Raw genomic sequence first — 19,711 nt, forward strand, 5'->3', positions numbered from 1 at the left:
ATAAAGTTTCGGGTTGCACCTGCTGGGTTTGATGTTCCATCTGACAACGGCTTGTCTCTGGCTCTTTGCTGGGGGTTTGTAGCTTGGCTGTAGTGTTACCACATTCTCCATCGCAAATGCCGTGCGTAGAAAGGCGATTTTATGACTGACCAGATACCTCCTGCGCTGGAATTAAATGGCTCGCGGTTGTTTACAACCTGGCTCAAAAATGCCGATGTTAGTCTGGTCTTCACGACCTATCAGGCCGGCAAGGTCTTTTTTATCGGGATGCAGCCCGATGGCCGACTCTCGGTCTTTGAACGCACTTTTGAACGCCCTATGGGGCTTGGAACTAGTCCGGGCCGCTTTTGGATGAGTTCAATTTACCAGCTTTGGCGTTTCGAAAACTTCCTCGATCCCGGCCAGATGCACGATGGTTATGATGCGTATTATGTGCCTGTCAGCGGGCATACGACGGGTGATATCGACATCCACGACATCCATGAGGATGCAGCGGGCGATCCTATATTCGTCGCTACCCGCTTCAACTGCCTTGCAACCTTGTCCCATCGGGGAAGTTTTCGCGAAATTTGGCGCCCGCCATTTATCGACCGGCTCGCGGCGGAGGATCGCTGTCACCTGAATGGAATGGCCGTGCAGGACGGCAAACCCGCTTATGTAACCTGCCTGTCGCGCACCAATGTCTTCGAAGGTTGGCGCGACAAACGGCGCGACGGCGGCGTGGTCCTTGACGTGGCTAGCGGGGAGATAATGGCAGAAGGCCTGTCGATGCCGCATTCGCCGAGGCTCTACCGCGAGAAGCTGTGGATGCTGCAGGCAGGAACCGGCGAATTTGGTACAATTGATGTAAGCACCGGTTCCTTCGAACCCATATGCTTCCTGCCTGGCTTTGCCCGTGGACTTGTTTTCATGGGCGACTACGCTGTGATTGGCCTCTCTCGCCCACGCAATAACAAAACGTTCGAAGGCCTGCCTCTCAACGAGCGGCTGGATGCCGAAGGTATCAGCGCGCAATGCGCGATCTGCATTGTCAATCTGCAGAGCGGGGATATCGAGCACCGGCTCGAAATTTCTGGCATTGTCGAGGAAATTTACGATGTCGCGCTACTGCCGGGCGTTACACGTCCTATGGCACTGGGCTTCCGAAGCGACGAAATCCGCCTTAAGATCAAGCCCGAAGCCCTACCGGAAGCAACCGACATATCGCACTGAAAGGCCCGATACCGGCGTCGCACGGGGTCGTTCGTTGGTGGCTGATCGATCTTGGCACATTGGGAGCGCGATGCGTTCGGCCCGTTGATCACCCAGCGGACATTGCGCCACTGCGCCACCAGCGGCATTTTAACCCTTTGCCGGGTCATCGAGAGGCCACTAAATCATTGATTTATTGCGGCATTATGGCGCAAAAGAAGTAATTTCGGACTCCACGAATCTTTTTGAAATCCCTAGACAATTTCTCATGGGAATAAGCAATCTACAGGCTTCGTTAGAGAAGAAATATGCCGCTTGGAATGGCGAGCTTCTCGATGTGCAAAAACAGATCCAGGAAATCGAGAGATCGCACGTCGAATTATCGACTCTGCGGGCTCGCGCTGCCAGGCTCGAACATCTTGTCGCCAACGCAACAGGCATATTCTTCGAGGTTAACCCCGAATGGAACGCCGAAGGTGTAAAACCGGTCCGCGCCGGCACTTATGGTCTGCCTTTTGAGATTGGCACAGTGTCGAAAGATTGCATGACGATCCTTCGTGAGGAGGATAAGCCAATGACATCCCGCCAGATCGCCAAAATGATTGTCGCACGGCACGGCCTTGATTCATCAGATTGGGAACTGGTGCAGAGGATATGCAGCACCGTCGATGGCAACATGCGCAAACGACGTGATAAGCACGTCAAAGGCGAGGGCGAATGGCCAATCTACTGGTCGATATTGCCAGCCTAGAACAGAGCTAGGCGATTTTTAACGCTCTGATGAGCTCTGCCTTATCTGGATCGCGCTTCACGCATCTTGTGAGCTAGCACCCAGGCTGTTTTGTATGAAACGTTGATCTCGCGTGAAAGACGCAGTGCCGAGACACCAAGCGCGCCGTTATACCAAGCTGCGCTGAGGCTGACTCAGATTTGGGATTCCCAAACGGTGGAAAGTCTGATTCTATGTTGTTCTTCATTTGGAGGACGTGACATGGGATCAGCGATTAGCTTGCGGGATGATTTTGACGGCACTGCCTTGAGGCGACTGGCGCGGAAGTCGAAAAGTGCGAACCAGGCGCGGCGGCTTTTGGCATTGGCTGAGATTTATGACGGCGGCCGCCGGACAACGGCGGCGCGGATCGGCGGTGTTGGCTTGCAGATTGTGCGTGACTGGGTGCTTCGCTTTAATGCGCGTGGTCCTGATGGGCTGCTAGATGGCAAAGCGCCTGGAAGACAATCGCTGCTCAATGATGCCCAGCGCCGTGCGCTTGTCGAAATGGTCGAGTCCGGCCCGATCCCCTCGATCCATGGCGTTGTTCGCTGGCGACTGATTGATTTGACCCGGTGGCTTTATGACGAATTTGCGGTCTCGCTTGATACAACGACCGTCGGGCGTGAACTGAAGAGACTGGGTTATGTCAAACTAACGGCACGGCCTCGCCACCACGCGCAAAACGAGCTTGCGATGGAGGCCTTTAAAAAGGGGGCTTTGCCGCCGAGCTGGCAAAGGTCAGAAGATCTCTCCCGAAGGGCACGCCGATAGAGATCTGGTTTCAGGACGAAGCGCGGATCGGGCAGAAGAACAAGATCACGCGGCGCTGGGCCCGTCGCGGGACGCGGCCATCGGCACCCAAAGATCAGCGAACTAAATCGGTCTATATCTTCGGCGCGATCTGCCCGGAGCACGGCAAGGGCGCGGGGCTGGTGCTGCCGTTCTGCAATACCGAAACCATGACGCTCCATCTGACAGAAATAGCGCTCGCCGTCGCTCCTGGCGCTCACGCTGTTATACTGATGGATCAAGCCGGTTGGCATATGACTGACAAGCTGGACGTGCCTGACAATATCAGCATCATAGCGCTCCCGGCCAAATGTCCTGAACTCAACCCGGTTGAGAATATCTGGCAGTTCATGCGCGACAACTGGCTCTCCAACCGGGTGTTCACTTCCCACGACAATATCGTCGACCTCTGCTGCGAGGCGTGGAACAAACTCATAGATCAGCCTTGGCGCATTATGACCATCGGGCACCGCAAATGGGCCAGTGGGTTATGATCATTGCAGGTTGGTATTAGTGAAGATCGCAATAGCCTCGAGCATCTTCCGGAACGACATCTTGTGGCTTTTGAACAGAGTATCAGTCGTTACGGAGAACTGCTTGCCGCAGCCGCTGCATCCAAACTTGCGAGGTGTTGCTAGCTTCCAATGGTCGACGCAACCACATTCAGGACAAATAGGCTTCCCTTTATTTGCATGCCAACGCAAACGGCAAAACTTTGCGTAAGCGCGATCCTCGGACATGCTGAAGATCGAACGCATAGAGAGTGGACTTGTAACGGTCGTCTAATCGCATATTCGTCAAGGGGGATTTTTGACATATTTCTTGGGGCTACGATTGATTGATCGCAGTGATGTTCGTTTTGGTTTGCTAGTTCAGCTTTGGTTGCGTCGTTGATAGTCGTTTGTCGGGAACATGGTCGTCTACGCGGTCGAGACTTGCGCGCCGCATGATAGGTTTCGTAAGGAAGGATCTTGCCAATGTTTAGTTCGCATTTTGCCGATAAGGCACTTGCAGCCGTTACAACGCAATGATCCAGCCCGCGCCCCGACAGGGACGGCTCGACGCGCCCAAAGCATGAACGCAAACGAGAAAGAGGTTTTCAACTCAGTCTATTGGCCTTTCTATTCTGCCTTGCGCGTCAGGCTGTGGCACCAGCTGAACGATTGAACAGTTCGCCGGTTTTGAGCATCGTATGGCCCTGTCATTAATTTCGTGTGTGGGCGGGCGGTTGAACATTATGCCGCCATGGCTTTGATGAACCGTTCGCCGAATATTACGGCGAACTGGGCCTTTGCCATGGTCCACTCACGTGGTGGCATCTTCCACTCTTTTTCCGATCGGTTCAAGATCAGATAAAGCAGTTTGGTTGCAGCCTCGTCGCTGGGGAAGTGCCCTCTGGCTCTGACCGCCCGCCGCAGCTTTGAGTTCAGCGCTTCGATGGCATTGGTGGTGTAGATGATCCGGCGCACTTCCTCGGGGAAGGCGAAGAACGGAATGACCTCAGCCCATGCCCGCCGCCAACTTTGGCCGATGGCGGGGTAACGCATGCCCCATTCGCTGGTCTCGAAGGCGGTGAGTGCCTCTTCGGCGGCTTTGGCATCGACGGCGCGGTAAATGCTCTTCAGTGCGGTTGCCAGCGGCTTTCGGTCTTTCCAGGACACAAAGTCCATAGAGTTGCGCAGCAGATGCACGATACAGGTCTGAACCACAGCTTCGGGGAACACGGCGGTGATGGCGTCGGGGAAGCCTTTGAGGCCGTCGACCACGGCCAGCATGATATCATCGACGCCCCGGTTCTTGAGTTCGTTCATGACGCGAAGCCAGAACTTGGCCCCTTCATTCTGCTCGATCCACAGCCCCAGAACCTCCTTGCGACCGTCAGCGCGGACGCCAAGGGCAATGTGGATCGCCTTGCTGCGGACCATGCCTTCGTCGCGGATTTTGACACGGATGGCGTCGAAGAACACCAGCGGATAGGCCGGATCAAGCGGGCGCTGCTGCCAGGCGGCAACCTCATCCAATATCGCGTCGGTGACGGTCGATATCAGGTCAGGCGATACGTCTATGGCATAAAGCTCGCGCAGATGCCCGGTGATCTCGCGCGTGCTCATGCCGCGCGCATACATTGAGATAATCTTATCGTCAAAGCCGGGAAAGCGGCGCTGATACTTGGCGATCAGCTGCGGATCGAAGCTGCCGGAACGGTCCCGCGGCACGTCGATATCGATCTTGCCGGTATCGGTAATCACGGTCTTGCGGCCATAGCCATTGCGGCTGTTGCCTGCCTGATCGTCGCTGCCCAGATGATAATCCATCTCAGCACCCAGCGCACGTTCGGCCAACGCCTTCTTCAAAGAATCAAGCAATCCGCCCTGATCCAATGCAGAAGCAGCATCCGTGCCAGCCAAAAGACGATCCAATAACTCAGCCGGGATCACAGGCTCTTTGCGTCGTGACATAGTAGGTCTCCTTCTTACCCATTATGCCCGCCCACACACGAAATTAATGACAGGGCCCATCGTATGCATGATGACCGCGAGTTTGCGCGCAACTGCAATGGCTGCTCGCTTGAACCCGGCCTTTTCCCTGAGCTTCAAGCCCCAGACACGCAGAGCACTGTCCGCTGTCGTCCGCGTCAGGATCACCATAGCGGCTTCGTACAGCAATGCGCGAAGGTGATTGTCGCCGCGCTTCGAGATGCGTCCGGCATAATCGACCTCACCTGACTGGTAACGCTTGGTGGTCAAGCCGATCCAGGCACCGACAGAGCGCGACTTGGCAAAGTTGGCGGGATCCTCGATCGCTGCAATAAAGGACGACGCTGTTACCACGCCAATACCCGGGATCGTCATGAGCAACTGGCACTGCTCGTCCGCACGCGCTGTGGCGATGAGCTGCTTGCTCAGCTGCGCGACACGCGCACGCACCGCCAGCCACGCTTCGAGCAACGGCAAAACGATCCGCTCAAGCCCGGCGTTCGTTGCCAGCAAAGTGCGGATGTGGCCCTCCAATATGTTCCCTGCACTTTTGGGAACAATCAGCCCGAACGTTTTCATGACACCGCGTATCTGGTTCGATATCTGAACCGTCATTTTCAACATCTGATGGCGGGCGGCGACCAATGTGCGAACGAGCATGCTATCAAAGCTCTTCACTCGAACCTCGCGGTAAAAGCCAACCTCGGCAAGGTGGGCCAGCCCATCTGCGTCGTTCACGTCGGTCTTGTTCGGTGCCATGTCGAGTGCTGCTTTGGCATGACGTGCATCGATACAAATCGCTGGCACGCCCTGCGCCGTCAGCGCATGAAAGAACCACACCGACAGCGGGCCTGTTTCAAAAACGACGCGTCGCACACTCGGCGCATGTGTGCGGATCACTTTGGCTATAACTGTGGGATCAGACGCGCATTTGCCGCGCCATATCCGTTTGCCGCCTTCGCGAACCGAGATGAAAGTGTCTTTCAAAGATACGTCTAAACCGATATATTGATCCATGATTGTCCTCCGTCAGGTGCTTGGGCCCAGTCACAATCGTGAGCCCGTATTTTTATCCTATCGGGGACAACCAGCATTCAATCACAGCATCGTCCAGCTAATCACAGCCCCGCGATTACCCTATGTTTCGTGCCGGTCACTTGAGAGTTAAACACTCATACAAGGAGACCGAAGAGATGATGAAGCATACAGAAGATTTCAAACAAGAGGCCGTCCGGATTGCTTTGACCAGCGGATTGTCACGGCGGCGTGTTGCTGCTGACCTGGGCGTTGGATTGTCGACGCTGGGCAAGTGGATATCGCAGTATCGGCCAACCGATCTGGTATCAGCGCCGCAAGCGGATTTAGCCCGCGAGAATGAACGCCTGCGCTTAGAGAACCGTATCCTCAAGGAGGAGAGGGAGATACTAAAAAAGGCTACCCAGTTCTTCGCGAGCCTCGGCAAGTGAGGTTCGCATTCGTGCACAACTGGCGGCATGTCTGGCCAGTGGAGATGCTTTGCCGCGTGATGCAGGTATCGACGCGCGGTTACCGGTCCTGGCACGCACGGCCGACAAGCCGACGGTCACGCGGTGACATGAAAGTGCTGGCCCACATCCGTGAACAATATGGCCTCAGTCTCGGCAGCTATGGCCGTCCTCGCATGACTATGGAGTTGGGCCGAAGGCAACGCCCGTAGGGCGGTAACGAGGTAGGGCTCGTTGTAGGCGAGCGCCGTGTTGGCCGTTTAATGCGGATCAACGGGAGCGCAGGTAACTTATGATCCGGGGGATCATAAAGCCAAGCCCAGTTCGCACCCGCAAGCATAAGGTCACCACCAACAGTAATCATCGTCTTGGCATCGCTGCGAACTGGCTGGACGGCGATTTTGTTGCCGCTGCTCCTAACCAAAAATGGGCAGGCGACATTACCTACATATGGACTGCCGAGGGTTGGCTCTACCTCGCTGTTGTTCTTGATCTACACAGCCGCCGTGTCGTTGGCTGGGCGGTCAGCGACAGAATGACCCGAAGGGCGGCGTAGCCAACAAGGATCTGGCAATCAGGGCGCTGGATATGGCGGTAAACCTGCGGCAACCCGCCGAAGGCTGCATCTTCCATTCTGATCGCGGCAGCCAATACTGTGCGTATGATTATCAAAAGAAATTGCAGGCCTACGGCCTGCGGCCATCGATGAGCGGCAAAGGTAATTGTTACGACAATGCATCCGTTGAGACGTTCTTCAAATCGCTGAAGGCGGAGCTGATCTGGCGTCAGAAATGGTCAACACGAAGGCAGGCAGAGGCAGCAGTCTTCCAATACATCAACGGGTTCTACAACACCCGTCGCCGCCACTCGTATCTGGGTGGCATCAGCCCGCTGGCGTTCGAAGCAAAGGTGGCATAATGACATAAGTGACCGGCGCAAAACTGTTACAAGTCCAAAGCGTCCGGGCTATAGCAGAGAGGAGGAAGTGTTGCGCCATTTTCTGTGATGATCCGTATCATCATATATAATGACATATTGCACTTTGTCGACTCTAATATCATTACAGACGATGACCCTAATCACGCATATTGACGATAACCACTTGGCATAAATGCGCATTCAATCCTACAAGACCTGCGTGAACTTGTAGGAAGCGTTGCCATGCCGATCGAAGAAAAGGTCTGGGAAGAAATGGTCAAAAACATACTGCGCGCAGAAATGATGCGCCGCGGCGTCTCCTTCGCGGGGCTCGTCGAACGGCTCGCCGACCATGGGATCGAGGACAATGAACTCAACCTGCGCAACAAGGTGAGCCGGGGCCGCTTCACTGCCGTCTTTTTCATCCAGTGCATGCAGGCTTTGGGCGTCGACCTTCTGCAGTTGCCGAAAGACATCGAAGAACGCGGACGCAAAGGTGGGGCACAAAAGCTTGCCAAAGGCAGATCGATCGCGGAAGCCTAAAACGGCGATGAAAAATCTAAAGGCGTGTTTCTGCGAACAAGAAATTGATTAAGGCCATCAATGCGCTGTCTAGAGTTGAAAGGAAAATGATCATGACTACAAACATCAGCGCTGCAGTGTCACCGTCGGTTATGAATCTTTGGCACGAAGCGCAAATTAGTCATCACAGCATAGCTCGTCCCGAAATTATTGAGGAAGCCATACGCTCAGGTGCAGGAACCAAGGACGCTCAAGAAGCAATAGCACTGGCCATACAGGAGAGCAGCACCTGGGATCTGATCGACCTTCTCGTCGATAAGGTGATTAATGGACCTTCACTCCACGCGTTGCTTCGTAACCTGCAAATGCAAGGCGCCATCAGACGGCCAGACCTACTTAAATGGGCGGAGATATTCACATGAGCATCCTTGACAGACAAACCCATAAGGATCTCGAAACGTGGCGAAAACTGCTTAGCAAAGCCATTACAGCCATCGAAATAGTCGAGCGGGAAACTAGCCAAAAACAATCGATAAGGCTCGGCGGCGGCACAGTGCTCTCCGCTCTATGGGGACACCGTTACAGCCAGGATGTCGATCTCTTCACACGCGATCCGCAGATCATCGCGTATCTTCGTCCATGGCTCAATGACGAAATAGCAGCTGTACTAGGAAATGACTATGTCGATGGAGGAAATGCCATAAAGTTCAGGGTCGGTGGTGGTGCAATAGATATCGTGGCCTCAAGCGACATACTGACTGACAGTTCACCGACAATCGAGGAATATCGCGGTCGCATGATAGAGATCGAAGATCCAGCCGAAATTTTGGCGAAAAAGCTTTATCATCGGGGAGATCGAGGCACGGTTCGTGATTATGTCGACTTAGTTCGGGGAATGCAGGAAATACCAGACCTCGCAAAGAGACTTTCCAAGCCGCTTGGGAATAAAATCCGCGGTGCCACCGAAGTCCTTCGTCAGATACCCAACGATCGCTTCGAAAGCGAACTCGCAAAAGTGAGATTCATCGGGCCACCACCAGAGGCTCGGCAACTGAAGTCGGAAGCAATCGCGGCTTTGGAGAAGATCGGGGGGCCTTTTGACGATAACGACGGACAGAAGAGGGCTGCTTGGCAAGCTATGCAGGGTCGCGGACCAGGATACTAAGCTGGGCACCTCCAAAAACCTCTGGCATTTGTGGGTGCGATCTGATTCATTCTCCTCATTAGGAGGCGATTATGAAGCAGGCGGGGTTGTTCGGTTTATCGGATCATTTGAAGCGGCTTTCGGCCAATGGCGATCTGCTTGAGGCGCTGGGGCGGATAGTGGATTTTGAAGGCTTTCGTGTGATCCTGGACAATGCACTGGCTTGTTCGGACGGTTCGAAGGATGGCAGACCGCCCTATGACTGCGTATCGATGTTCAAGATCTTTATTCTGGCGGCGCAGAACAATGTCGACGGCAAACCATTACGTGACCACCTCGAAGCGGTAGACCATCATGATGCCCTTGCATGGATGTATCAAATGGCCGACAAAGATATTGCCCTATCCGCCGTTGAAATCGGGCAGATGCACCAACTCATCTTGCAACGTAGTAAGCCTGATATCGCCGGGCAATACGCAGTGACGCAGCGAGGCATCAGAGATTCGGCAGTCATCTTCCCGGCACCGTCAGATGTTCCCCATTTAATGGCCGACTTTGCCACCTGGCTGAAGGAAGCTTCGCTGACTCCAGAAAATGCCTTTGAAGCCCATTATAAACTCGTCACTATTCATCCTTTCCAAGATGGAAATGGAAGAGCTTCGCGCCTGTTGATGAATCTCCAATTGGTGCGTGGCGGATATCGCCTAGTCTCAGTTTGGCCCCAAGATCGCCTGCAGTATATCGATGCGATCGAATATGCACAACTCAATGGAGATACCACTCGGTTCCAGACTTTTATGCACACAAGGCTGCTTGAGACCATGAAAGAATATGTGAATATCATTGGCGAGGCAGCGATAAATCTTGCCAAGCAGGACCTCCAATCAGAACCTAAGGAGGATCGACGAAAACTGACTGCAGACGAGATTGCAAAGATGCATGCCGATCGGGGCATCATTTGAAATCGTCAAAAGTTATGACGAAAAATGAGGTGTTTTCGTCGATAAATCAATAGCTTGGCAATATTGCAGCTTCCTTTGCGCCATAATGCCGATTTATTGGTCGGGACGACAGGATTCGAACCTGCGACCCCCACACCCCCAGTGTGATGCGCTACCAGGCTGCGCTACGTCCCGACCGCCAATGACCTCGCCGAGGTCAATGGAAGAGCGCGTATATGGCGCTGGTTTTTGAAAAGCAAGCGCGCTGTCGACGCTTTGACGTTGCGTCAGCAGGATGCAGGTGATAATCGCGCCCGATTAGTTCCGGGCTGCGCTGCACATTGGCGCTCGATTTCATTAGTGCGAGGTTTTTTATGGCGTTTGTTATCTTAGGTGCTGCCACTGGTGGTGCTGGTGGTTCTGCATTTTTCGTGCAGTTGTTTCCGCTCCTGCTGATCTTTGTTGTATTCTACCTCTTCCTAATCCGTCCGCAGCAAAAGCGGGCGAAGGCGCATGAAGCCAAGATCGCTGGGGTACAGAAGAATGACGACGTCGTCACCGCTGGCGGGCTGATGGGCAAGGTGACCAAGGTTGCCGACGATCATGTCGAAGTTGAAATCGCGCCAAATGTGCGGGTGAAGGCGGTCAAGTCAACCATCGCCAATGTGCAGTCGCGCAATGCCAAAGCCGCCAATGATTAACCCTTTGGGTTGAACGGCTTTGCCGCCAGCCCACCTTTTGCCTTCATAGCTCGTTCGGACCCACCCTATGCTTGATTTTCCCCGTTGGCGCATATGGATGCTCAACATTGTGCTGATTGCCGGGATGGCCTTTGCTATTCCGAGCCTGTTGCCATCGCAAATGCGTGCGCAGCTTGCGCAATTTGTGCCCACACCTACTATCAATCTGGGTCTCGACCTTGCCGGCGGAAGTCATATCTTGCTTGAAGCGGACACGTCGCAACTAGCAGAGGCCCGCCTCGAAGCGTTGGAGGACAGTGTCCGTAATGCTATGCGCCGTGCCAGTCCGCAAATTGCGATCGCCGATGTCTCGCGCAGTGAGGGCCAATTAAGCTTTAACGTCACCGACATGTCCAAGGTGGATGCTGCCCGTGAAGTGATCTTGCCGATCATCAGCAATAGTACAGGCACGCGGGATTGGAATATCGGCGTAAACAACGGCAACCGAATCATTCTGTCACCAGCAAGCTCTGGCGACGAAACTGCGCTTAACCAAGCGATGGACACGGCCAAGGACGTCATTGACCGCCGGATAAACGCGCTTGGCACGTTGGAGCCGACGATCATTCGTCAGGGTGATAACCGCATCGTCGTTCAGGTTCCCGGATTGGATGATCCAGAGGCGTTGAAGGCGTTGATTGGTAAAACCGCAAAGCTTGAATTCAAACTGGTTGATGAACAGGCTGATCCCGACCAAACCGCGCAAGGCAAGGCCCGCGTTGGTAGCCAAGTTCTGCCCTATCCCGACAATCCCTCTGGTCTGCCGTATATCGCGGTGCGTCGCTTGGGCGGCATATCCGGCGACAAGTTGGTCAAGGCTGACCCGACATTCGACCCACAGACCAATGAACCTGCTGTCACCATCCAATTTGATTCCGAGGGCGGTCAAAGATTTGCCCGCATGACTCAGCAAAATGTGAACAAATTGTTCGCGATTGTGCTCGATGGCCAAGTCATCTCCGCGCCGCAAATTCGTGAGCCGATCTTCGGCGGCGTATCGCAGATTTCGGGCAGCTTCACGACCGAGAGCGCCAATGCGCTCTCGATCTCGCTCCGCTCTGGTGCGTTGCCGGTTGACCTGACGATTGTTGAGGAACGTTCTGTTGGGCCAGACCTTGGCGCTGATTCCATTCGCCGTGGGGTTTTGGCTGCGGTTATCGGTACAACCGCAATTCTTGTGCTCATGTTCCTCGTTTACGGCCGCTTTGGCATGTATGCCAATATTGCTTTGGTCATCAATATTTTGATGATCTTGGGCGTTATGGGCGTTGCGAACGCCACGCTGACTTTGCCGGGGATTGCGGGCTTTGTCCTGACGATTGGTGCGGCGGTTGACGCGAACGTACTGATCAACGAACGTATTCGCGAAGAACTGAAACGTGGCCGCCGTGTGGTGCAGGCCATCGAGTTCGGGTACAAAGAAGCGAGCCGCGCGATTTTTGATGCGAACAGCACAAACGTCATCGCGGCGGTTTTGCTTTTCATTTTCGGCTCGGGACCCATTCGCGGATTTGCCGTGGTTTTGATGATCGGGATTGTGACCTCGGTTTTCACTGCCGTGACCATCACCCGCATGTGGGTGTCGCTTTGGGTGAAGCGCACGCGTCCCACTGAATTGACGATTTGAGGATATTGATATGAAACTGCTCAAACTCGTTCGTGATGACACAAATATCGACTTTCTCAGATGGCGTGTATGGGCTTTTGCGATCAGCTTACTTCTGATGGCGGCATCGGTAGGGTTGGTCGCGACCAAGGGCCTGAACTTTGGCGTCGATTTCATCGGCGGCCAGATGATCCGCGCAACCTTTACGCAAAGCGCCACGGCACCCGTGACCGAATTGCGCGAAACGGTGGGCAGTCTTGGCTATGGCGACCCGACAATTCAGCGTTTCGGCGCGGAGAATCAGGTTTCGATCCGCATGAAACTGCCCGAAGGCGCCGACAAAAACCCGGAACTGGCCAATGCGATGGCCGAGAAAATCACCAGCAGTTTGAAGGCCGGTCATCCCGATGTTCGGATTGACGGTGTTGACTCCGTGTCCGGCAAGGTTTCGGAGGAATTGTTCGGCAAGGGGGTATTGGCACTTTTGGCCGCGATGGCGGGGGTTTCGATCTATATCTGGTTCCGTTTTGAATGGCAGTTCGGTGTCGGCGCGATCTGGTCACTGGTTCACGATGTAACGCTTACCTTCGGGCTATTTGCGCTGACGGGGTGGGAGTTTGACCTGAACATCATTGCCGCGTTGCTGACCATCATCGGCTATTCCTTGAACGATACCGTCGTAATTTATGACCGTATCCGTGAGAACCTGATGAAGTTCCGAAAAATGGAAATGGCCTCGCTGTTAAACCTGTCGGTCAATGAAACCTTGTCCCGGACGGTGATGACCAGCGTATCGATTTCGCTGCCGCTGATCGTGCTGGTGCTGTTTGGACCAGACGTTATCTTTGGTTTCAGCATGGCCATGGCATTTGGTATTGTCGTGGGGACGTATTCGTCCATCTATCAGGCATCACCAATTTTGATCTGGCTTAAGGTTGGTTCGCATAGCTTCGTCCCGACTGACGAAGTGACGGGTTCTAAGGCCGAACGGATAGGCGCAGACTTCGGCGCGCAGCCTTAACGGCTATAGCTTGCGGACGAGCCGGACGGCTTTGGCAATCCAGGCTGGGTCGGTCACGACCTGTTGACGTGCGCCGGCCTCAAGCGGCAGAAGGTGGAGCTTGCTTGCATCACGGCCAAGCAAGCGGCCAAAGATGAACCGTCCGCCCGGTCGCGGCACAAGGACATCCAAATTCAGCGCAGAGGCAAAATCGTCCGGTTGTAGTTGCTCAAGCCATAATTCATCGCCGCGTCGATATTCGCCCATTGCCGCCGCAATCCGAAGCCCGACCATGCTGCCGCCGACATTGGGAACCATGATGCGCTCCTCCTGAGTTGGGGCATAAGTTCCATCCTTATGCAGCTCCGCCGCGACTGGCAGAAATTGTTGGTCAGGCAGGGCAACGAGATCGCTGGAATCCACGCCCAAAGCATCCGCAATGCGGTTAATCCAGATGAGCGACAGCACGCGCATGCCGGTTTCGAGGCGGCCTATGGTTTGTGCCGTTGTTGGTGGATTGCAGCGTTCGGCTACATCGGAAAGTGTCAGGCCCTTGGCTCTTCGAACATCGCGAATTCTACTTTGCATGGAACACTCCGTTACCAAATAGGTTTTTTCTTTCCTACAATATTTACCACATGGCAAGGGTGATTCGAACAGTCAAAGGAGATTATCGATGCCCGCCAAATCCCATTCGAACCGAAAATTTCACGATCCACGCATGCTGGTCGAAAACCCAGTGGCGGAAAGTCGTGCCACCCGGCGCACCGTCACGATTAACCTATCGGAATCGCCACTGTCGTGGCTGCATGCGCGCGGCCATTTGTCGAACCGACAAATGTTGGCTGGCGAGACATTACGCGGGGATTATGAATCAGCCGCACTTGGACCTCATGTAACTATGTCGTGGGAGAATATCCCGCGCAGCCGTCAAAAACGCGGAGCGCCATCTGGGCTGAACCGAACGGAACGGATGATGCAGGCCAAAAGCCGCTTTGACGGCGCGCTGAACGCGCTTGGCCCCGATTTGTCGGATATTGCATGGCGAGTCATTTGCGTTGGGGAAAGTGTGCCCGCTGCGGAACGTGAAATGTCGTGGCCTGTGCGGTCGGGAAAACTCGTGCTAAAAATCGCGCTAGATCGACTGGCGGCCTTTTACCGCATTCCCGGCTAGGGCCAGGACCACTTAAATCCACCTTCGCGGCGTCAAAATGGCAAAGATATCGAGGGAAAATGTCCGCCGCAGGCAATCATTCTGCCTGCAAGGGCATTTTGTTTCGAGATCGAAGCCATTTTGGCGTCCCTCGGATTTGACCCATATTGTCCATTGCCGCGTTGGCAAGCTTGGACTTAGAACCACTAAGCCCTGCGCTTGCCGCCTGGCACTGAACAGTATGGCCTCAAACCGAGAAGGTGGATTTGAGTAGTCCTGACCCTAGGTCGCGGAATTCTCGACCATCATCGCGAGTTCGAGCCAGCGTTCCTCCGCGGCATCCTTTTCGGCGCGCAGGCTTTCGGTCTTGGTGGTCAGTTCGGCAAAGCGCGCTGGCTTTTGCGTGTACAAAGCCGGGTCGTTCATTTCCATCTCCGCCGCCGCAATCTCGGCATCTATGTCTGTGATGCGCTTTGGCAGGAGGTCATAGTCGCGCTGGTCTTTGTAAGTCAGCTTGACTTTCTTTAGTGCTGATGGGGCCGCAGAGGCGGGCTCCGTCGAAACGGTTTTTTCGGTCCTCTTGGCGGCGGGCTTGTCCCGCTTGTCGCGTTTTTCTTCCCAATCAGCATATCCGCCGGCGATGATATCGACATGGCCTGAACCATCCAAACCTAGCGTCAAATTGACCGTCCGGTCTAAAAAATCGCGGTCATGGCTGACAATCAAAACCGTGCCGTCATAATCTGCGATAACCTCCTGCAGCAGGTCCAGCGTTTCCAGATCAAGGTCGTTGGTGGGTTCGTCCAGCACCAGCAAATTGGCTTCCCTGGCAAATTCTCGGGCGAGCAAAATGCGCGATTGCTCGCCGCCGGACAAGGAACCGATCCGCGCCTCAATCAAGGCGGGGTCGAACAGGAATTCCTTGAGATAACCCTGTACATGTTTGCGCACGCCGCGCACATCGATCCAGTCGCTGCCATCGGCCAACACATCGCGCACGCGTTTTTCGGGCGTCAGCAATTTGCGTTGCTGGTCAATGACGATGCCTGTCAGCGTTGGTGACAGCGTGATGCTGCCCGTGTCGGGTTCGGTCTCACCGGTCAGTATACGGATCAGCGTTGTTTTACCCGTGCCATTTGCGCCGACAATGCCGATGCGGTCGCCGCGTTGAATGCGCAGCGTGAAATCCTTAATAATCGTGCGATCGCCAAAGCTTTTGCAGACATTCTGCGCGCTGATGACCGTTTTGGTTTTGCTGTCGTCGCTTGAAGCAGCGAGCTTGGCCGTCCCTTGCGGGCCAATCATCGCGGCCCGCGCGGCACGCATTTCCCAAAGCTTTGCCAACCGGCCTTGATTTCGCTTGCGCCGCGCAGTGACGCCGCGTTCCAACCAATGCGCCTCAATCTTCAACTTGGCGTCCAGACGGTCTGCATTGCGCGCATCTTCGGCAAAGACGCGTTCAGTCCATGCGTCGTAGCCACCAAAGCCGATTTCATTGCGGCGCAGCAGCCCGCGATCCAGCCAGAATGTCTGTCGCGTCAAGCGCGTCAGAAACGTCCGGTCATGGCTGATCACCATGAATGCGCCGCGATAGCGCGTGAGCCATTCCTCCAGCCATTCAATCGCGGCAAGGTCAAGATGGTTGGTCGGCTCGTCAAGAAGCAACAAGTCGGGCTCGCTTGCAAGTGCGCGGCAGATCGCGGCGCGGCGTTTTTCTCCGCCGCTTGCGGTTTTCGCTTCGCGATCAAGATTGATGCCCAATTGGTCGGCAATCGCGCGCACCGCATATTCAGGCGGACCTTTTTCACCATGAATGGCAAAATCGATGAGCCGGTCGAAGGCGCTGACGTCGGGGTCTTGCTCCAACATTACGATGTTGGTGCCGGGCACGACGACGCGGTTGCCCTTGTCAGCTTCGACGGTTCCCGCCACCAGCTTCATCAACGTCGTTTTTCCGGCCCCATTGCGACCGATGAGCGCCAACCGGTCGCGCGCGCCGATGAACAAATCCATATCCTGAAACAGCCAGCCGCCACCTTGCTGGAGCGCGAGATTTTCGAAGGCGAAGATAGGAGGTTGCGACATATGGGCTGGCGGATAGGGGCTAGCACTGGCAGGGGCAAGCCAGATTGTCTATTCTGCATAGTTTGTCATTCCCGCGAAAGCGGGAACGGCAACGTGGATGTTGACGATAGGCAGAGCTTCAAGCAAGGTCCTTACATGCGTAATATCTATCTCAACGGAAACTACATCCCAGAAACCGAAGGCAAGGTGTCGGTGTTCGACCGTGGTTTCCTGTTTTCGGACTCAGTCTATGAGGTCGTCTCCGTACTCGACGGCAAACTCGTTGATTTCAACGGCCATGTGCAACGCCTCGCCCGATCACTCTCGGAAATCGGCATAAAATGCGCACCAGGCGCAGACGACTGGCTCGCCATCTGCCGCGAACTGGTTGCGCGTAATCATGTCGATGAAGGCATGATCTATTGGCAGGTCACGCGCGGCACGCCGGAAGACCGAGACTTTGTGTTTCCGCCCGCCGACACGCCGCCCACGGTTCTTGCCTTTACGCAATCGCGCACGCTTGCGGACAACCCGGCGGCGCTTCGCGGGCTTCGCGTGGTGACGATGCCTGATTTGCGTTGGGGCAGGGCGGACATCAAAACAACGCAGTTGCTGTATGCGTCCATGATGAAAAACGAAGCTATGGCGCGCGGCGCGGACGACGCGTGGATGGAACGCAATGGCTGGATTACCGAAGGCAGCGCGCAAAACGCGCATATCATCACGCAGGAGGGCGTTTTGGTCACGCACCCACTTAACCGCGAAATCTTGCACGGCATTACCCGTGCATCCGTGCTTCCGCTTGTGGCACAACGCATAGAAGAGCGGCCTTTTTCGGTTCACGAGGCGGAGCAAGCCGCCGAAGCCTTTGTGTCGTCCGCCTCAGGCTTTGTGATGCCCGTAGTGCAGATTAACGGGCATATAATCGGCAACGGCCAACCCGGTTCGGCAACCGTTCAGCTTCGCCATGCCTATATGGATTGGGCACGCCGAACAGCAATATAAATGGTTGGCATAAAATGGGAGTTTCACATGCGTAAATTGATTTTGGCAGCGATGCTGGTGACCGGCGGGATGATGACCAGTGGCGCGATGGCGACTGAGGTGCATGTTACCACCGCCAATCCGGTCATTGACCTGACGATCTCAGAAACGGTCGAAACCCCTCCGGACATCGCCACATTTTCAACGGGCGTTCAAACAATGGCACCAACGGCAAGTGCTGCGGTCCGCGCCAATAATCTGCAAATGGCATCTGTTGTTGCCCGGCTGAAAACGCTTGGCATTGCTGATCGTGATATCCAAACCACACAAATCAATTTGAATCAGCAATTTGACTATCGCGACGGGCAGCAGATTTTTAAGGGATATCAGGCATCGAACATGGTCAATGCTAAGCTTCGCGACTTGAATAAGCTTGGCGCATTCCTTGATGCGCTTGCGGTAGATGGCGCGACCAATTTCAATGGACCCAGCTTCGGAATTGATGACGACAGCAGATTTCAGGAAGCCGCCCGGGATAAGGTTTGGGCTTCGGCGATGAACCGTGCGCGCAGCTTGGCGCGGAAGGCTGGTTATACTGAAGTGCGTGTGCTGCGCGTCGAAGAAAATGATCAGGGACGGGGGTTTACACCAATGCCAATGCTTGTGCGTTCGATGGACGCCGCAGCGGAAAAAACCACACCTATCTCGCCGGGCGAACTCAGCGTTGCAGCAAGCATGTCTTTCACATTTGAAATGGTAAAATAATGGGTTTTGGACATCATGCGACGCGAAAAGTGGGTGCCTCATTCACTTTGCGTTCAATGCCGCACGCTTAGGGGGCAAGGATGTTACACCGACTTGTCCTTGTCTCTATGTTTGCAAGCATCGCGATGCTTAGCCCCGTAACGGCCGACCCGCGCCGGGGCGAACAGAATGAGGCGCGGCAGGATATGAGGGCCGGCAAGGTCAAGCCCTTACGCGAGATCGAGGCGAATATTGTGCCGCGAATGCGCGGTATGCAGTATCTGGGGCCGGAATATGACCCCAGCGCACAAGTATATCGGTTGAAGTTCATTGACCGCGACCGCGTTATCTTCGTTGATGTGGATGGACGGACAGGAAGCGTGTTGCGGCAACGGTGATAGGATTTTGTGGCTGCACGCAAATCTGCTAGCCACATCAATATACAAAAATTGACAATATAAGGGAACGGCATGCGCATCTTGATCGTGGAAGACGAACCCAATTTGGGCAAGCAGCTCAAGTCAACGCTTGAAGGCGCTGGCTACGCTGTCGACCTCTCGGTTGATGGTGAGGATGGCCATTATATGGGCTTCACCGAAAATTATGACGCCGTCATCCTTGACCTTGGTCTGCCGGAAATTGACGGGCTGACCGTTCTTGACCGCTGGCGCAAGGAAGGCAGGAAATTCCCTGTTTTGGTGCTGACGGCACGTGATAGCTGGTCGGACAAGGTCGCTGGCCTTGATGCAGGTGCCGATGATTATCTTGCCAAGCCGTTCCAGACCGAAGAATTGATTGCACGATTGCGTGCGCTTATCCGCCGTGCGTCTGGCAATGCGTCGAGCGAGTTGACTGTAGGCGATGTCCGGCTGGATACACGTTCGGGCCGTGTGACGCTTGACGGGCAGCCGGTTAAACTTACCGCGCAGGAGTATAAGCTGCTGTCGTACTTGATGCACCACAAGGGCAAGGTCGTTTCGCGGACGGAACTCATCGAACATATTTATGATCAGGATTTCGACCGCGATTCTAACACCATTGAGGTCTTCGTGACCCGCATCCGCAAGAAACTGGGGCAGGACGTGATTTCGACGATCAGGGGCCTTGGCTACAGCCTTGAGGAACCCGTCAGCTGAAGCCGCCAGTCGCCATTATGTCCTCACCAAAGCCGCCAACCTGGCG

Annotated in this window: 20 protein-coding genes, 1 tRNA gene and 2 pseudogenes; 16 read left to right on the top strand and 7 right to left on the bottom strand. The window is 54.8% G+C overall.

Going from position 1 to position 19,711, the window contains the following annotated elements; genetic code table 11:
- Positions 1-141: 141 nt before the first annotated feature.
- Together HEQ18_RS00615 and HEQ18_RS00620 are read left to right on the top strand one after the other, a co-directional pair.
- Positions 142-1,212 (top strand): TIGR03032 family protein, encoded by a 1,071-nt coding sequence (locus HEQ18_RS00615; protein WP_432815113.1) that lies wholly within the window; start codon positions 142-144, stop codon positions 1,210-1,212.
- A 175-nt stretch (positions 1,213-1,387) separates the two neighbouring features.
- A complete protein-coding gene (locus HEQ18_RS00620) occupies positions 1,388-1,942 on the top strand; it encodes a hypothetical protein (RefSeq protein WP_432815114.1) in 555 nt (184 codons plus the stop codon).
- 53 nt (positions 1,943-1,995) lie between these two features.
- On the opposite strand, the pseudogene HEQ18_RS00625 reads toward HEQ18_RS00620, so the two are convergent.
- A pseudogene (locus HEQ18_RS00625) lies at positions 1,996-2,103 on the bottom strand (IS1595 family transposase); the annotation flags it as partial.
- 79 nt (positions 2,104-2,182) lie between these two features.
- On the opposite strand from HEQ18_RS00625, the gene HEQ18_RS00630 reads away from it, so the two are divergent.
- A protein-coding gene (locus tag HEQ18_RS00630; RefSeq protein ID WP_432814187.1) for an IS630 family transposase occupies positions 2,183-3,246 on the top strand; the annotation gives its coding sequence in 2 pieces (ribosomal slippage) (positions 2,183-2,674 and positions 2,677-3,246; 1,062 coding nt in all).
- Here HEQ18_RS00630 and HEQ18_RS00635 read toward each other — a convergent pair.
- From HEQ18_RS00635 to HEQ18_RS00645, 3 genes are all read right to left on the bottom strand, one after another.
- A complete protein-coding gene (locus HEQ18_RS00635; RefSeq protein ID WP_432815115.1) occupies positions 3,247-3,510 on the bottom strand; it encodes a transposase in 264 nt (87 codons plus the stop codon). It abuts the gene before it with no gap.
- A gap of 477 nt (positions 3,511-3,987) precedes the next feature.
- On the bottom strand, positions 3,988-5,211 hold the full coding sequence (locus HEQ18_RS00640; protein ID WP_432814241.1) for an IS256 family transposase: 1,224 nt from the start codon (positions 5,209-5,211) through the stop codon (positions 3,988-3,990).
- A 21-nt stretch (positions 5,212-5,232) separates the two neighbouring features.
- Positions 5,233-6,246 carry an IS110 family transposase gene (locus HEQ18_RS00645; protein WP_432815116.1) on the bottom strand — a complete coding sequence of 338 codons (1,014 nt, stop codon included), beginning with the start codon at positions 6,244-6,246 and terminating at the stop codon, positions 5,233-5,235.
- 176 nt (positions 6,247-6,422) lie between these two features.
- On the opposite strand from HEQ18_RS00645, the pseudogene HEQ18_RS00650 reads away from it, so the two are divergent.
- The 5 genes and pseudogenes from HEQ18_RS00650 to HEQ18_RS00670 all read left to right on the top strand — a co-directional run bounded on the left by HEQ18_RS00650 (position 6,423) and on the right by HEQ18_RS00670 (position 10,259).
- Positions 6,423-7,631: pseudogene (locus HEQ18_RS00650) on the top strand (IS3 family transposase).
- Between the two features lie 243 nt (positions 7,632-7,874).
- Positions 7,875-8,174 (top strand): DUF6471 domain-containing protein, encoded by a 300-nt coding sequence (locus HEQ18_RS00655; RefSeq protein WP_432815117.1) that lies wholly within the window; start codon positions 7,875-7,877, stop codon positions 8,172-8,174.
- Positions 8,175-8,266: 92 nt separating this feature from the next.
- On the top strand, positions 8,267-8,575 hold the full coding sequence (locus HEQ18_RS00660) for a hypothetical protein (RefSeq protein ID WP_432815118.1): 309 nt from the start codon (positions 8,267-8,269) through the stop codon (positions 8,573-8,575).
- Positions 8,572-9,318, top strand: a complete 747-nt coding sequence (locus HEQ18_RS00665; protein ID WP_432815119.1) for a nucleotidyl transferase AbiEii/AbiGii toxin family protein — start codon at positions 8,572-8,574, stop codon at positions 9,316-9,318. Before HEQ18_RS00660 ends, HEQ18_RS00665 begins: the two co-directional genes overlap by 4 nt.
- Positions 9,319-9,389: 71 nt before the next feature.
- Positions 9,390-10,259 carry a Fic family protein gene (locus HEQ18_RS00670; RefSeq protein ID WP_432815120.1) on the top strand — a complete coding sequence of 290 codons (870 nt, stop codon included), beginning with the start codon at positions 9,390-9,392 and terminating at the stop codon, positions 10,257-10,259.
- Positions 10,260-10,356: 97 nt separating this feature from the next.
- Here HEQ18_RS00670 and HEQ18_RS00675 read toward each other — a convergent pair.
- Positions 10,357-10,433: transfer RNA gene (locus tag HEQ18_RS00675), tRNA-Pro, on the bottom strand.
- A gap of 179 nt (positions 10,434-10,612) precedes the next feature.
- On the opposite strand from HEQ18_RS00675, the gene yajC reads away from it, so the two are divergent.
- The 3 genes from yajC to secF all read left to right on the top strand — a co-directional run bounded on the left by yajC (position 10,613) and on the right by secF (position 13,605).
- Positions 10,613-10,939: a preprotein translocase subunit YajC gene (gene yajC, locus HEQ18_RS00680; protein ID WP_432815121.1), complete on the top strand. Its 327-nt coding sequence runs from the start codon at positions 10,613-10,615 to the stop codon at positions 10,937-10,939.
- Positions 10,940-11,006: 67 nt separating this feature from the next.
- Positions 11,007-12,605 carry a protein translocase subunit SecD gene (secD, locus tag HEQ18_RS00685; RefSeq protein WP_432815122.1) on the top strand — a complete coding sequence of 533 codons (1,599 nt, stop codon included), beginning with the start codon at positions 11,007-11,009 and terminating at the stop codon, positions 12,603-12,605.
- A 10-nt stretch (positions 12,606-12,615) separates the two neighbouring features.
- Positions 12,616-13,605, top strand: coding sequence for a protein translocase subunit SecF (secF, locus tag HEQ18_RS00690; protein WP_296198892.1), 990 nt, complete (start codon positions 12,616-12,618; stop codon positions 13,603-13,605).
- 3 nt (positions 13,606-13,608) lie between these two features.
- Here secF and HEQ18_RS00695 read toward each other — a convergent pair whose 3' ends face one another.
- Positions 13,609-14,172 carry a helix-turn-helix domain-containing protein gene (locus HEQ18_RS00695; protein WP_432815123.1) on the bottom strand — a complete coding sequence of 188 codons (564 nt, stop codon included), beginning with the start codon at positions 14,170-14,172 and terminating at the stop codon, positions 13,609-13,611.
- A gap of 88 nt (positions 14,173-14,260) precedes the next feature.
- Here HEQ18_RS00695 and HEQ18_RS00700 point away from each other — a divergent pair, with 88 nt between their 5' ends.
- Complete coding sequence (locus HEQ18_RS00700) at positions 14,261-14,758, top strand: DUF6456 domain-containing protein (protein ID WP_432815124.1); 498 nt, start codon at positions 14,261-14,263, stop codon at positions 14,756-14,758.
- A 261-nt stretch (positions 14,759-15,019) separates the two neighbouring features.
- Here the strand turns inward: HEQ18_RS00700 and HEQ18_RS00705 are convergent, their stop codons facing one another.
- A complete protein-coding gene (locus tag HEQ18_RS00705; protein ID WP_432815125.1) occupies positions 15,020-16,822 on the bottom strand; it encodes an ABC-F family ATP-binding cassette domain-containing protein in 1,803 nt (600 codons plus the stop codon).
- Between the two features lie 135 nt (positions 16,823-16,957).
- Between HEQ18_RS00705 and HEQ18_RS00710 the strand changes: the two genes are divergently transcribed.
- From HEQ18_RS00710 to HEQ18_RS00725, 4 genes are all read left to right on the top strand, one after another.
- Positions 16,958-17,806 (top strand): D-amino-acid transaminase, encoded by an 849-nt coding sequence (locus HEQ18_RS00710; RefSeq protein ID WP_432815126.1) that lies wholly within the window; start codon positions 16,958-16,960, stop codon positions 17,804-17,806.
- 27 nt (positions 17,807-17,833) lie between these two features.
- Positions 17,834-18,550 (top strand): SIMPL domain-containing protein, encoded by a 717-nt coding sequence (locus HEQ18_RS00715; RefSeq protein ID WP_397606343.1) that lies wholly within the window; start codon positions 17,834-17,836, stop codon positions 18,548-18,550.
- 80 nt (positions 18,551-18,630) lie between these two features.
- Complete coding sequence (locus tag HEQ18_RS00720; RefSeq protein ID WP_432815127.1) at positions 18,631-18,927, top strand: PepSY domain-containing protein; 297 nt, start codon at positions 18,631-18,633, stop codon at positions 18,925-18,927.
- A gap of 72 nt (positions 18,928-18,999) precedes the next feature.
- Positions 19,000-19,665 carry a response regulator transcription factor gene (locus tag HEQ18_RS00725; protein WP_296198906.1) on the top strand — a complete coding sequence of 222 codons (666 nt, stop codon included), beginning with the start codon at positions 19,000-19,002 and terminating at the stop codon, positions 19,663-19,665.
- The last annotated feature ends 46 nt before the right edge of the window (positions 19,666-19,711 follow it).

The sequence above is a fragment of the Sphingorhabdus sp. genome, assembly GCF_050921905.1.
GTDB lineage: Bacteria > Pseudomonadota > Alphaproteobacteria > Sphingomonadales > Sphingomonadaceae > Sphingorhabdus_B.

What these genes read in the sequence shown, in the direction of transcription:
- HEQ18_RS00615 (WP_432815113.1), top strand. Translation starts at nt 142, where the DNA reads ATGACTGACCAGATACCTCCTGCGCTGGAATTAAATGGCTCGCGGTTG.
- HEQ18_RS00635 (WP_432815115.1), bottom strand. Translation starts at nt 3,510, where the DNA reads ATGCGTTCGATCTTCAGCATGTCCGAGGATCGCGCTTACGCAAAGTTT.
- HEQ18_RS00640 (WP_432814241.1), bottom strand. Translation starts at nt 5,211, where the DNA reads ATGTCACGACGCAAAGAGCCTGTGATCCCGGCTGAGTTATTGGATCGT.
- HEQ18_RS00645 (WP_432815116.1), bottom strand. Translation starts at nt 6,246, where the DNA reads ATGGATCAATATATCGGTTTAGACGTATCTTTGAAAGACACTTTCATC.
- HEQ18_RS00655 (WP_432815117.1), top strand. Translation starts at nt 7,875, where the DNA reads ATGCCGATCGAAGAAAAGGTCTGGGAAGAAATGGTCAAAAACATACTG.
- HEQ18_RS00660 (WP_432815118.1), top strand. Translation starts at nt 8,267, where the DNA reads ATGACTACAAACATCAGCGCTGCAGTGTCACCGTCGGTTATGAATCTT.
- HEQ18_RS00665 (WP_432815119.1), top strand. Translation starts at nt 8,572, where the DNA reads ATGAGCATCCTTGACAGACAAACCCATAAGGATCTCGAAACGTGGCGA.
- HEQ18_RS00670 (WP_432815120.1), top strand. Translation starts at nt 9,390, where the DNA reads ATGAAGCAGGCGGGGTTGTTCGGTTTATCGGATCATTTGAAGCGGCTT.
- yajC (WP_432815121.1), top strand. Translation starts at nt 10,613, where the DNA reads ATGGCGTTTGTTATCTTAGGTGCTGCCACTGGTGGTGCTGGTGGTTCT.
- secD (WP_432815122.1), top strand. Translation starts at nt 11,007, where the DNA reads ATGCTTGATTTTCCCCGTTGGCGCATATGGATGCTCAACATTGTGCTG.
- secF (WP_296198892.1), top strand. Translation starts at nt 12,616, where the DNA reads ATGAAACTGCTCAAACTCGTTCGTGATGACACAAATATCGACTTTCTC.
- HEQ18_RS00695 (WP_432815123.1), bottom strand. Translation starts at nt 14,172, where the DNA reads ATGCAAAGTAGAATTCGCGATGTTCGAAGAGCCAAGGGCCTGACACTT.
- HEQ18_RS00700 (WP_432815124.1), top strand. Translation starts at nt 14,261, where the DNA reads ATGCCCGCCAAATCCCATTCGAACCGAAAATTTCACGATCCACGCATG.
- HEQ18_RS00705 (WP_432815125.1), bottom strand. Translation starts at nt 16,822, where the DNA reads ATGTCGCAACCTCCTATCTTCGCCTTCGAAAATCTCGCGCTCCAGCAA.
- HEQ18_RS00710 (WP_432815126.1), top strand. Translation starts at nt 16,958, where the DNA reads ATGCGTAATATCTATCTCAACGGAAACTACATCCCAGAAACCGAAGGC.
- HEQ18_RS00715 (WP_397606343.1), top strand. Translation starts at nt 17,834, where the DNA reads ATGCGTAAATTGATTTTGGCAGCGATGCTGGTGACCGGCGGGATGATG.
- HEQ18_RS00720 (WP_432815127.1), top strand. Translation starts at nt 18,631, where the DNA reads ATGTTACACCGACTTGTCCTTGTCTCTATGTTTGCAAGCATCGCGATG.
- HEQ18_RS00725 (WP_296198906.1), top strand. Translation starts at nt 19,000, where the DNA reads ATGCGCATCTTGATCGTGGAAGACGAACCCAATTTGGGCAAGCAGCTC.